This window comes from Fervidibacillus halotolerans (assembly GCF_026547205.1).
Lineage (GTDB): Bacteria > Bacillota > Bacilli > Bacillales > Caldibacillaceae > Fervidibacillus > Fervidibacillus halotolerans.
This window is the reverse complement of sequence record NZ_CP106877.1, coordinates 581,718-594,366: the sequence shown is the minus strand read 5'-3', so window position 1 is coordinate 594,366 and position 12,649 is coordinate 581,718. Positions and strand designations below refer to the sequence as shown.

Genomic DNA, 12,649 nt, shown 5'->3' with positions numbered 1-12,649 from the left:
TTGTCTTCAGAGAGTTTGTGGTTGGTGGAAACAAACGGCAACCCGGATGGAATGGACTTTCGAGCCATAAACAGAACAGAACACGGCAACTAGTGTTCCTAGTATGTTTATGCGTTACCTTACGTTACAAGGAGAGAGGCCATTTTTGGCAATTTAGGGTGGTACCGCGGATTTTCAACCATTCGTCCCTGACTTTTGGACGAATGGTTTTTTTATTATATTTTGTTTTAAGGAGGTTTAAATCATGAAAACAATTTTTTCTGGTATTCAACCGAGCGGGACGTTAACGATTGGAAACTATATCGGTGCAATGAGACAATTTATCGAGTTGCAAAATGACTATCAATGTTATTTTTGCATTGTCGATCAACATGCCATTACCGTTCCGCAAGATCCACAAACATTAAGAAAAAATATTCGAAGTCTTGCAGCTCTTTATTTGGCGGTTGGAATCGATCCCGATAAAGCGACGCTCTTTATCCAATCGGAAGTTCCCGCCCATGCACAGGCCGCTTGGATGTTACAGTGCATTTCTTATATCGGCGAATTAGAAAGAATGACCCAGTTCAAAGATAAATCCGCTGGAAAGGAAGCGGTATCTGCCGGTTTATTAACTTATCCTCCTTTAATGGCTGCGGATATATTGCTATATAACACCGATTTGGTACCTGTCGGTGAGGATCAAAAACAACATTTAGAATTAACCCGCGACTTGGCTGAACGGTTCAATAAAAAATATCGAGAAATTTTCACAATTCCTGAAATTCAAATTCCAAAAGTCGGGGCTCGAATTATGTCGCTTCAAGATCCAAAGAAAAAGATGAGTAAATCGGATCCGAATCAAAAGGGGTACATATCTCTCCTCGATGAACCGAAACAAATTATGAAAAAAATAAAAAGTGCTGTCACGGACTCAGATGGAATCGTCAAATATGATAAAGAGAATAAACCGGGGATTTCCAACTTATTATCCATTTATTCCACATTCAGTAATCAATCCATATCGGAAATTGAAAAACAATACGAAGGAAAAGGATATGGCCAATTTAAAGCAGATTTAGCAGAACTCATCATTGAGGAATTACAACCTATTCAAGAAAAATACAAGGAATTAATCAATTCCCCTGAGCTGGATCGAATTTTAGATGAAGGTGCAGAGAAAGCAAATATGGTCGCGTCAAAAATGGTGAAAAAAATGGAAGCGGCGATGGGATTAGGAAGGAAGCGGCGATAGAAAGGAAACGCTTGATGATCCTCGCCAATCAAAATTTGAAAAGGCAACAAAACTGAAGGAAATCATGTAGATAACTGTCGAATCAATTGTTAAAGAAGGATGAAACAAATATTCAAATTAAGGAAAAAAATGAAGAGGGTGTCTCAAAAATAGCTGGGACACCCATTCTTTGTTTGAAAATACAAGGTTTTTATAAAAGATTGTTGTTTTTGGTCATACACTTTTTCGCTTAAGGCGGAACGCGCATCCAGTGGCACGGCCGAGCCTTTTCGACTCGGAAACTCGTCTGCAGGGTCATCGCCTCGTACTGTTTTCACTGGAGTCGCCTGAAAAAGTGGCAAGTAGTGAGGCAACAAGACCAAGTCAAGCAGAAAAACATGTGGGAAACCCACTTTTTTTGTATAAAATAACCATATTAATTATCCCAAAACAAAGAAGAGGTTTGAGTCTCAAAACATCATTTTTTTCATAACATGTCCTTTTGACTCAACCTTTTTTCCTTTCGAATAAATTATTTACCACTTTCACTTTTTAACAAAGCAAGGGATTCATTAAATTCCCGCTCGATTTCCGCATTCGGCCGGTACGTGAATAAACTTACGATATACGCGACGATCATATTCAACAAAAAGCCTGGAACAATTTCATACATAACATTTTTTAATGCATCCACGTTTCCCCAAATTAATACTGTCAACGCTCCAACGACCATTCCTGACAATGCTCCAATCCCGGTTAATTTTCGCCAATATAGTGAAAGTAAAATGATCGGACCGAAGGAGGCACCGAATCCGGCCCACGCAAAGGAAACGAGATTCAAAATCGTATTCGACTGTTCCCAAGCGAAAATTAATGCGATAACCGAAACGATAAGTACCGCAACTCGACCGAAAAAGACCGATTTGGAATCGGTAAGATTCGTTTTATATATCGCCTTATAAATATCTTCTACAAGTGCCGACGATGTTACTAACAGTTGGGATGAGACGGTACTCATAATGGCTGCTAAAACCGCCGCTAACATAACACCGGCAAGAAATGGATGGAAAAGAATTTGACCTAATTCGATAAATACCGCTTCCGGATCTGTTAACGTCATATCCGGATGTTGTTGAAAATAGGCGATCCCAACGAGGGCTGTGGCGATCGCTCCAGCTAAACTTAAAATCATCCAGCCGATTCCAATTCGTCTTGCTTGTTTCGTTTCTTGTACCGTTTTAATCGCCATAAATCGAACGATAATATGGGGTTGTCCAAAATAACCAAGTCCCCAAGCGGCAGAAGAAATAATTCCAAGAAGACCTGTCCCGGATACGAGGGAAAGAAGTTCTGGATTCACTTCACGAATTGTCTCTGCCGTTTCCCCCATACCTCCCGTCACAAAAACTCCCACAATAGGAACGAGTAAGAGGGCAAAAAACATAATCGTTCCTTGAACAAAATCCGTTAAACTAACTCCGAGAAATCCCCCGAAAAATGTGTATACCACGACAACCGCAGACATGATCAAAAGACCTATATGATAATCCCAACCGAAGGAACTTTCGAAGAAGACGCCACCTGCCACCATCCCTGATGAAACGTAAAAGGTAAAGAAAATGAAAATAATAATTCCTGACACAATCCGTAAAAATTTCACATTTTCCTTTAATCGATTATCCAAATAACTCGGAATTGTAATCGAATCATTGGATACTTGGGTATATACCCGAAGTCGCGGTGCTACAAATAACCAGTTTAAATAGGCACCGATCGTTAAACCAATCGCAATCCAAACCTTATCCAAACCAAAGAGAAAAATCGCACCGGGAAGCCCCATTAACAGCCAACCGGACATATCCGACGCTCCGGCACTTAATGCTGCGACCGCAGGACGTAACGATCTTCCCGCCAGCATATAATCGGATAAATTGTACGTTCTCCTATACGCATACCAACCAATAAATAACATTCCCACTAAATAAATAACAATGGCTAACAATTGATAAATAAAATCAGTCATTATTTTCCCCCTTATTCATCATCCTTATTCCATAATTTAAAATATATTTTATTTTATCATAACATTTACAAATAATGAATAATTTTTTTAAATAGAAAATTAACATTTATCAGTGAACTATCTATTAAAAAGTTATTCTTTCCTAAAACCAGATTTTATTCTTCCGGTTTGTAAATGGATCGTAGGAAAGGGGTATTAAGGTTCTGTCAAATAATGTTGGTGAATAATTTCGTGATTTTTTTCAGTAAAATGTAATCGGATTAGGTTTTCCATTCATCCAAAATCGGTTTGAAGTGATTCGTTCCATTGTCGGACGCCCATCCAGTGGCACGGCTCGGTCCTTCTCGTCACTTATCTTTATTTTTAATCAAAAAAGGTGTTGGTTTTTAGTCACCAACACCATAAATCATAGCGCCTTTATTCAAGGAAGTGGATTTGAACTTGAAATCGGTTTATTTCGAATCTTTGTCTATAAAACAACACTTAATTCACCTTTGAACCTTGTTCCAATTCCCAAAGTTTTTCTAATAACGGCTGCCCTTTTACCATTCGTTCGCATAATGTTTCATGTTTTTTCGACCAGCCCTTTTTTACATCCTCGTAAAACTCTTGCCAAACTTCTTCAAAGGTTTTTTTTCGTATCACCGAGTATTTTTCCGGTTTCCACTCCGTATACCAGTAGCGTATTTCAGCGGTATTTTTTGCTATATGTAATTGATCGAGAGCCATAAATAGTAACTTTTTTAACTGCCTTTCTTTCCTCGTCAAGCCAACCATCAGTAATGGATCCGGTGAAAGAATGTGATCGTTCTTTTTTTTCGGGGGTTGGAAACTATATTCAATTACTTCCACATTTTCCACCATTTCGTAGACAAGTTGTTCCTGCCTCGGAATGATTCGACTTTTTCTCGTCGGAATTTGATATCCTAACGTGTCGACAACTAAAATCCCAATTCCATCCGTTATAAGAAAACAGTAATCGAGTGGTATACGCTCGTGGTTCTTTCGCATATAAGCCTTTTGATATACGTCATTTAATAGAGGTTCGGGTAGATCTTCTAAATGGTTTTCGATATAATGGTATAATTCCGAAGTGGATTTAATAATCGGAACTTGATCTAACAATTCAATCGTATCGGTTTTCCTCCATTCATGAAATGGACAGACATTATAACCATGTTCTTCTCCCTCAAACCAATTGACCCAAACATCATGCAAATATAGCATCGTTAAACCCCTCACTTACAGACTGTTTGAGTACAGTATTGGCAAGTGACGGGTAATTTATTCCTTCACATACGTTATTTTCCTTGATTTTCATTCCTTAGGATAAACGTATTTGCAGGTAATATGAAGGATTCTTCCATTGAGAGTTTCGACTGTTGATCGAATTGTTTTACAAAATAAAATCCTGCTGCATAGCCGAACATCGGCTTTGAAAAAATTTTTCCATATAGAAGTTGATCGTGAAGGGGATCGGAAATACTCGTTGTTAAATTAGGTTGAAACCATTTTTTCCACACATATTTGATTTCCTTTTCCTCATATGCGAAAATCCATTTCGACAAATATGGTTCCCCACAATATTTCCACACGGCAAATTCCGCTAAGCCCTCCATCACGACAGAATCCGCTAAATTGTTTTCAGAAACCGGTTTTTTTAATGTACCCATTCGTGTGGCATGGTGATACTCATGGACAAAAAGGGCTTCTAGTTCCCGATCATTAAGATTAGGTGACAAAAACAAAAACATTGCATGGGGAAAGGTAAATCCTTCTCTTTTGTTCATTGGATCGAATAAAGAAAAGGATGATGGAAAAACATAAATGGAGATATTTGGTCCCTTCCACCGTTTTTTATATTTATTGAAAAAATCTTCTACCTTTTCCCAATGGTTTCTTTCCTTCATCATGTGGAAATTTTTCTTTGTCAATCGATTCGGTTTATACATTCCCTTTGATTGCAAAAACAAATAGATGCTCTGACCAGTTAATCGATCGAAGTGGTTCATCAACTTTTCACATATGATTTCCGGCTGGAAAAACCATTGATCAAGCCACCGGTCCGTTCGGATGATGCCCATCGTTTTTCCTCCCATAACGTATTCAACCTTCATTAATCATAAAATATGTGAAAAAATAAAAAAGAGAACTAGGTAATGAGCAACCGATTTCAGACCGGTGATTTTCATATATTGGGATGATGGATAAGATTAAAATAATATAAAGTATTATTGCTCGTATTTCTTAAATAGGAGGGTTGCGTTATGCCCACCAAATCCAAAGGAATTACTCATAACAACCCGCACATCCTGTTTTCTCGCTTCATTTGGAACATAATCCAAGTCGCATTCCGGATCAGGATTTTCGTAATTAATGGTCGGTGGAATCACCCCATTTGTAATGGACAAGACAGAAAATATTGTTTCCACTGCTCCAGCCGCTCCTAATAAATGACCGGTCATCGATTTGGTCGAACTTACCGCCAATCGATAGGCGGACTCACCAAACACCGATTTAATTGCTTCCGTTTCAAACTTGTCGTTATATTCCGTACTCGTCCCATGGGCATTTATATAATCCACGTCACTCGGCGATATTCCCGCTTCGTCTAATGCTATTTTCATCGCCCTTGCTCCGCCTTCTCCCCCTGGTGCAGGAGCCGTAATATGGTAAGCATCCCCTGTCGAACCATAGCCGACAATTTCTGCATAAATTTTGGCACCGCGGTTGATTGCATGATTCAATTCTTCCAATACGACAATCCCTGCTCCCTCACCGATTACAAAACCATCTCGATTTTTGTCAAAAGGTCTACTAGCCTTTTCCGGATTTGGGTTTGTTGTAAGGGCTGTACTTGCGCAAAAACCTGCGATTGCCATATTCGTAATTGGCGCTTCTGTCCCTCCGGTGATCATCACATCCGCATCGCCCCGCTGAATAGCTTTATAAGCATCGCCAATGGAATTCGTTCCGGTAGCACAAGCGGTTACCGTACACGAATTGATTCCCTTAGCACCTAAAAAAATGGATACTTGTCCAGCAGCCATATCCGGAATCATCATCGGTACAAAGAAGGGACTGACCCTCCGATACCCACGTTTTAAAAAAATATCAAATTGTTTTTCGTACGTTTCCATTCCACCGATACCAGATCCAATCCAGACCCCAACCCGATGGGCATTACTTTCATCAATCTTCAATTTTGCATCCTCAACAGCCATAAAAGAGGCTGCCAATGCAAAATGGGTAAATCGATCCATTTTTCTTGCATCTTTCCGTTCGATAAAATCTTCAGGACGAAAATCCTTTACTTCCGCAGCCACTTTCGATGGAAAGTCATCAGGATTAACGCGAGTCATGACCCCTATACCTGATTTCCCTTCAACGATATTTGACCACGCCGTCTCCACATCGTTTCCAACAGGAGTAACTGCTCCAATCCCAGTAATGACAACTCTTCGTTTATCCATTTTTATTCAACTCCTTGCTTACATTTTCAAATTTTTTATTTTCCCCACTTCATTAACAACGCACCCCAAGTGAGGCCACCACCGAAACCAACCATAATGATAGAATCTCCATCTTTGATTTTCCCAGCTTTTACTTCTTCCACAAGGGAGATTGGGATGGAGGCTGCAGACGTATTTCCATATTTTCCAACGGTATTGGACATTTTTTCCGCAGGGAGATCCAACCTTTGTCTCGCTGCTTCCATAATGCGGATATTGGCCTGATGGGGAATGAGAAAATCAACATCTTCCTTTGTCAAACCAGCCTTTTCAAGGACATGTACGGCGGAATCTCCCATCTGTCTCACTGCAAATTTAAACACTTCTCTTCCGTTCATACAAATCTTTTGATCTTCATATAAAAATTTTCCTCCGGATCCGTCAGAACCTAATTCGAAGGATAAAATTCCTTTCCCCTCCGATACGGGGCCCATCACGACAGCGCCCGCTCCATCACCAAAAAGTACCGCCGTATTCCGATCATTCCAATCGATCAATTTCGATAACTTTTCAGCACCTACGACCAATACATATCGATAGGTTCCTGTCTCTATGAATTGTTTAGCTGTTACCATTCCGTATATAAAACCGGAACAGGCAGCACTAATGTCCATTGCCGCACAATGCTTTGCACCTAGTTTTTCTTCCAACATACTCGATACAGACGGAAAAGAATGATCCGGTGTCACTGTTGCAGTAATAATCAGATCGATATCTTCTCCACTAATACCGGCGTCTTCAATGGCTTCCTTTGCCGCATAATATGCCATATCTGACGTATTCGTATTTTCGTCTGCAATTTTTCTTTCCTCAATCCCCGTTCTTGTCCGAATCCATTCATCAGATGTGTCCATCATTTTTTCTAGGTCAAAATTTGTGATCAATTTTTCGGGAATATATCTGCCAATTCCAATAATTCCTGCGTTCATTTTCTTCACTCCTTTATTTAAAAAAGCTACCTGTATAAGATTTTGAAATCTGTTATTATTACCTGGTACTAATTTTACCTGATTCGTAACCATTTTTCAATTCATAATCAACGGCCAGAAAAAAATGCCTATTTCTAGAAAAGTTCGGACAGAAGTCGGTCCATATGCATATGTTTATAAAAAAGTGAAACCAAACTGGAGGTGGGAAAATGGTAGAAAAGAAAACGGCGGGAAAAAGAAATGCACTTCCAGAACAGGAAGATCGTGAAACACGTTTTATCCGCTTTATGTTTGGTGAAAGGGCTATTCGCACACCAAAAGACAGTGTTCACAAAACGGTTCCATCGAACGAAAAATTTGGAAGGAAAAACCCCCCTTTCCAAATGGAATCGGGAGGAAAGGACCAAAATCGAAATGAGCGGATGGAGTTTTTCCAACAGCTAAATCAAATTATAGAATCGGCATCGAAATTACGGGCGATGACGAAGAGATTTTTTAAATAATTTTTTAGGGCGGATGATTTGGGCCGCCCTTTCCATTTTTCAAAGCATTAACATATGTGTAACGGTATGGTCTCCAGGTTTTTCACTTTCAATTACAGTTATAATTTCCCTAGTTAAAGGAATGATTTCCACCTCTTTTTCCTCTTCCAACGGTTCCTTTCGATCGTTTTCTGGAACAATGATCGTTTGGAGCCTTTTACTTTCTGAAAAAAGAAATGGAAAATCCCTTTTCAAATCTTCAAAGTTGTCCCTTTTTAGTAAAATCAGGATGAAAAAAAAGGTTGGATTTTGCCATTGAATGTGTAAATGTGTTCGTAACCTGTCGATTATCTTCTTTTTTTCTCCCTCTCCAAACCGTTCCCAATCAATGAACGGCACGATTACCCTGGATTTCCCCTCAATCGGTTCCATCTTTTCCATTCGATCGATTTCTTTAAAATTGCTGTTTCTTCCAAATAACAACTGTTTTTCCTCTAATTTTTGTTTATTTTCAAATTCATCTCCAATATTAATATGAAAAACCGATTCTCCCATCTCTAAAAACCATTTCCCAAGTTCGAAACCGAGCAGTCCATAACTCCCATATATTAAATTATTCAACTTGCCATCACCCGTTTCATTTCTTTTTGCTCTTCATTCGATCATAAAAAATGTTCAGCCTGCTTAAATAATTGAAGGGCGTACTTTATTTGGGCACTTCTTTTTTCTCGTAATAAAACGTGAATGCGGTCCGTTTCTCCAAATAACTTCTTATAGTTTTTAATCCAACGTTCATCCTTCATCCCATGTTCCAAAATATGGATGATCTTAAAGGGGTGGTTTAAATGAAGGATAGCCCGTTTATTATTGGCGATTATTTGTTCACATTCATCTTCGTCGATTGTATATGCATCCCGAATTTCTTGTAAAAATTTCCGATATAAAAAAGGTTGGTCCTTTACTTGTTCCTTCATCCAATCTAGTGAAAATATCGGATTGATAAAAAGAATGGAACGTACATATTGATGATATTCTACCAAAAAGGGAGATAACAGAAGTGCTCCAATTCCTTCGATAATAATATGAATGTTATGGTTGATGATTTCGTGTCTTTTTACATACTCATAAACGAGTTTTGTTAATTCAATTGCTTGGCTGTTTCCCATATGGTTGAAGCTTAAATCAGGATAAAATAATAAATAACCTTCGTTCAACAATGACTGTAATAAGGGGGACTTGTTTTCTTGACTCATCCAACTGCTGCCCTTCCCATCTACATATTGATCTTTATCACCGATAATAAGAATTCCGAAACCGTTCGGCTTTTCTGGATAATGGACAATACAATGTCGGTTGTTTAATAAAAAAATACGATATTTCATCTGAATCCCCTCTACATAAACGAGTACTATATTATATTTCAAATCTCGATGAAAGCAACCATTTGAGCGTATATTTTTTCTCCCTTTTCATGACTAACAACAATTTGGGCTAGACGGCTTTAACTAAATTATTATTGTCTTCATAGTCTAATCCATTTGCGATTTTTATTTTTTATGGTATCATTTTTATGAAGACTTAGAAGGAATTTTCCTATTTGAAGGTGATTAAATGAAGTACTTGTTTACATTTATTTGGAGCTTTTTATTATCTCACATGGTTACATATGTGGTCGGTTCGATACTTGGTGCCACATACAGTTTTGAAACCGGAAATTTCCTAACTGTCGGACTGTTCATCTTAGTTTTATTCATACCGATCCTGTTACCGAAAGATGGACAAACCGCAGAAAAATAGGGTCTCAAATTTAGAGACCCTTTTTTCTATCCTACTTTTCGACTGTTTTTTCGAATAGACCTAAATGTTAACCGTTACTGAAAATATCATTGTACTTGACGTCATATCACAACAGAGAAGATACCCAACTGTTTTAATCCGGAATACCTAAGGCAATTTTAGCATAACGACTCATCCGATCCTTTGTCCAAGGTGGATTCCAAACGATATTCACTTCCGTATCTTTCACTTCTGGTATATCGCTAAGGGCAGCCTTTACTTGATCAGATATCACTCCTCCCAACGGGCAACCCATTGTTGTTAACGTCATCGTAATGATCGCTTTTCCTTCCTCTGTCAAATCCACATCATAAACCAATCCTAAATTCACGATATCGATTCCAAGCTCTGGATCGATCACTTGTTCCAAAGCACCATATATATTTTCCTTTAAGGCTTCATCCATTTTGAAAACCTCCTTTCCATTCTACCTTATCATAACAAAAAACGGGTAAACAATTCCACTATGGAAACCGGATATACGTATATTCACAATGCCTGCTTCCTGGAGAAAAAGGAAGATGGATGGAGGCGAATCGACCGATTTCACTTACTCGTCCTCCATCCCATCTCCCCTTCCAATCCTTTTATGCTAGATACATTTCAAACCATTCTACCGTTTTTAATACGCCTGCCCTCGTCACCTTATGTTCAGCCTTTTCATCTAAAATAAATTGTATTTTTTCAGGATGATTTCCATATTCATCTTTTACTTTATGATAAAATTCCCATGCATATTGATATGGGACGACTTTATCCATTTTCCCATGCCAAAACAATAGTGGACGACCTTGCAATGTTTCCGGACGTTTACTTAAATCATACTTTTCAATTTTTTTCATTTCTTCTTCCACTTGTTCATTTGTAAAAGGTAATTTCTCGCCTTGCTTTTCATATTGATGGATTAAATCTTGAGAAAATTTGTCATAGGATGGAGATCCCATTAAACTGACAGCCACCTTAATCCATTGATATCGACTTAAGGCGCCCAATGTAATGATTCCACCCATAGATAAACCAGCCAAACCGATTTTATCTGGTACGGTCAATCCTTCTTCAACATATGTATCTTTTAATATGTTTAATTCTTCAATTGTTTGTACGACAATTGACCAAAATTGTGTATTCCGTTCATTCTCAGAAATCGATTGGCTTCGTTCACCGTGCAAATTTGCTTCTGGAAGGATGGCTCGAAAATTTTTTTCGGCCAACAAATAGGCATAATGAAGATTATGTTCCTTCGCACTCGTAAAACCGTGAATAAAAAAAACCGTCGGCAACGCTTGTTTTTCTAAACTTAATTTTCCCACTTCTAACACGGGAATACCCTGCACGTTTTTCTTTTTAATTCCAATCATTGGTCGTTCCCCCGTTTCCATTAAAAATTTACAAAAACTATTGAATTTCTTTTCACTTATTATAAACTAGTATGTAATAATATTATCGAATATCATTTTACCACTGTTCATTTAATTTGTTAAAAATACAACATAGAAAGGAATTTATATATGAGGGAACAGTATTTAATTGCTCTTGATCTAGATGGTACCTTATTAACTGATAAAAAAACCATTTCCGATAAAACGAAAAAAGTGTTAAAACAGGTGCAAGAAGAAGGGCATATCGTGATGATTTCCACCGGTCGATCCTATCGAATGAGTGAAATGTATTATAAAGAATTAGGTTTAACGTCTCCAATCGTCAATTTTAATGGAGCTTTCGTCCATCATCCCCTCAAACCTGAATGGGGGACGATTCATGAACCGTTGGAAATCGAAACGGCAAAAGAAATCGTAACGACCTGTGAAGAGTATTCGTTCCGCAATATTGTGGCAGAAGTGGTCGACAAAGTATTTATCCATTATCATGATGAAAAATTGTTAAATTTAATTCAGATTGGTAATCCGACCATTACAACGGGGGATTTACGGACGTCTTTATTAGAAAATCCGACGAACATGTTGATCCATTCCGACCAAAAAAGTGTGGATCACATTCGTAGCTTTTTATCCGATACCCTTTCGGACAAAATCGAATACCGCACTTGGGCCGATCCGTATCATGTCATTGAAATTAATAAACGGGGAATTAACAAAGCGGTCGGATTGAAAAAAGTAGCCGATTCATATCAAATTCCGAAAGATCGGATTATCGCCTTTGGGGATGAGGATAATGACGTGGAAATGCTTCAATTTGCAAAATACGGAATCGCCATGGGAAACGGAATCGATCGGGTGAAAGAAGTGGCAAAGGATGTCACATTAACAAATGAGCAAGACGGGGTTGCTGTCTATTTGGAAAAACTACTTCTATCTTAATATCGAATCGAAAACTTGTCTTTTGATAAAAATGGAAACTTTCCCCCTTTGACGGGGAATGTACGATCGACGGTCTATTGGAGCAATATTTTTTGTTTCAGTGACCGTCAATTTTTCAATTCAAGGAAGATAGATTGGTTAGTCGATTTTCTAGGAGGGATGAAACAAACAATATCGTAAATCGGGGACTAAAAACATTCCTCGTCAATTTAAAAAAATCGAGGAATAAAAAGACAAAAATAAAAAACCCTTTCTTCAACTAAATGGACTGAATAATCAGTATCATTTTCCATTGGAAGAACATAAGGGTTTTTCAATCAGTCTTTTAAATTCCCT

At 38.2% G+C, this 12,649-nt stretch carries 13 protein-coding genes and 1 other annotated feature (1 of these 14 running past the window's edge); of the genes, 4 read left to right on the top strand and 9 right to left on the bottom strand.

All coding sequences use genetic code 11. The features are described 5' to 3' along the window. Window positions 1–193: a binding site (T-box leader), on the top strand; it begins 35 nt to the left of the window's first position. 51 nt (window positions 194–244) lie between these two features. Beyond that, the gene (trpS, locus tag OE105_RS02760; RefSeq protein ID WP_275421206.1) at window positions 245–1,234 is read left to right on the top strand and encodes a tryptophan--tRNA ligase; all 990 of its coding nucleotides are present in this window, start codon (window positions 245–247) and stop codon (window positions 1,232–1,234) included. A 511-nt stretch (window positions 1,235–1,745) separates the two neighbouring features. Here trpS and putP read toward each other — a convergent pair. The 5 genes from putP to OE105_RS02735 all read right to left on the bottom strand — a co-directional run bounded on the left by putP (window position 1,746) and on the right by OE105_RS02735 (window position 7,677). Next, window positions 1,746–3,236 carry a sodium/proline symporter PutP gene (gene putP / locus OE105_RS02755; RefSeq protein WP_275421205.1) on the bottom strand — a complete coding sequence of 497 codons (1,491 nt, stop codon included), beginning with the start codon at window positions 3,234–3,236 and terminating at the stop codon, window positions 1,746–1,748. A gap of 483 nt (window positions 3,237–3,719) precedes the next feature. Then, window positions 3,720–4,463 carry a YjbA family protein gene (locus tag OE105_RS02750; protein ID WP_275421204.1) on the bottom strand — a complete coding sequence of 248 codons (744 nt, stop codon included), beginning with the start codon at window positions 4,461–4,463 and terminating at the stop codon, window positions 3,720–3,722. Window positions 4,464–4,537: 74 nt separating this feature from the next. After that, window positions 4,538–5,320 carry a DUF2268 domain-containing putative Zn-dependent protease gene (locus OE105_RS02745; RefSeq protein WP_275421203.1) on the bottom strand — a complete coding sequence of 261 codons (783 nt, stop codon included), beginning with the start codon at window positions 5,318–5,320 and terminating at the stop codon, window positions 4,538–4,540. Between the two features lie 147 nt (window positions 5,321–5,467). Continuing rightward, window positions 5,468–6,709, bottom strand: a complete 1,242-nt coding sequence (fabF, locus tag OE105_RS02740; protein WP_275421202.1) for a beta-ketoacyl-ACP synthase II — start codon at window positions 6,707–6,709, stop codon at window positions 5,468–5,470. Between the two features lie 35 nt (window positions 6,710–6,744). Next, window positions 6,745–7,677 (bottom strand): beta-ketoacyl-ACP synthase III, encoded by a 933-nt coding sequence (locus OE105_RS02735; protein ID WP_275421201.1) that lies wholly within the window; start codon window positions 7,675–7,677, stop codon window positions 6,745–6,747. Window positions 7,678–7,886: 209 nt separating this feature from the next. Between OE105_RS02735 and OE105_RS02730 the strand changes: the two genes are divergently transcribed. Next, window positions 7,887–8,180: a hypothetical protein gene (locus OE105_RS02730; RefSeq protein WP_275421200.1), complete on the top strand. Its 294-nt coding sequence runs from the start codon at window positions 7,887–7,889 to the stop codon at window positions 8,178–8,180. A 39-nt stretch (window positions 8,181–8,219) separates the two neighbouring features. On the opposite strand, the gene OE105_RS02725 is transcribed toward OE105_RS02730, so the two are convergent. Both OE105_RS02725 and OE105_RS02720 read right to left on the bottom strand, forming a co-directional pair. Next, entirely contained in the window at window positions 8,220–8,780 is a 561-nt protein-coding gene (locus OE105_RS02725) for a hypothetical protein (protein WP_275421199.1), read from the bottom strand. A 41-nt stretch (window positions 8,781–8,821) separates the two neighbouring features. Further along, window positions 8,822–9,541 carry a hydrolase gene (locus tag OE105_RS02720; RefSeq protein ID WP_275421198.1) on the bottom strand — a complete coding sequence of 240 codons (720 nt, stop codon included), beginning with the start codon at window positions 9,539–9,541 and terminating at the stop codon, window positions 8,822–8,824. 229 nt (window positions 9,542–9,770) lie between these two features. On the opposite strand from OE105_RS02720, the gene OE105_RS02715 reads away from it, so the two are divergent. Further along, on the top strand, window positions 9,771–9,956 hold the full coding sequence (locus OE105_RS02715; RefSeq protein ID WP_275421197.1) for a YjzD family protein: 186 nt from the start codon (window positions 9,771–9,773) through the stop codon (window positions 9,954–9,956). Between the two features lie 133 nt (window positions 9,957–10,089). On the opposite strand, the gene OE105_RS02710 is transcribed toward OE105_RS02715, so the two are convergent. Next, on the bottom strand, window positions 10,090–10,401 hold the full coding sequence (locus tag OE105_RS02710; RefSeq protein ID WP_275421196.1) for a metal-sulfur cluster assembly factor: 312 nt from the start codon (window positions 10,399–10,401) through the stop codon (window positions 10,090–10,092). Between the two features lie 181 nt (window positions 10,402–10,582). Beyond that, the gene (locus OE105_RS02705; RefSeq protein ID WP_275421195.1) at window positions 10,583–11,353 is read right to left on the bottom strand and encodes a prolyl oligopeptidase family serine peptidase; all 771 of its coding nucleotides are present in this window, start codon (window positions 11,351–11,353) and stop codon (window positions 10,583–10,585) included. Between the two features lie 150 nt (window positions 11,354–11,503). Here OE105_RS02705 and OE105_RS02700 point away from each other — a divergent pair, with 150 nt between their 5' ends. Further along, on the top strand, window positions 11,504–12,313 hold the full coding sequence (locus tag OE105_RS02700) for a Cof-type HAD-IIB family hydrolase (protein WP_275421194.1): 810 nt from the start codon (window positions 11,504–11,506) through the stop codon (window positions 12,311–12,313). The last annotated feature ends 336 nt before the right edge of the window (window positions 12,314–12,649 follow it).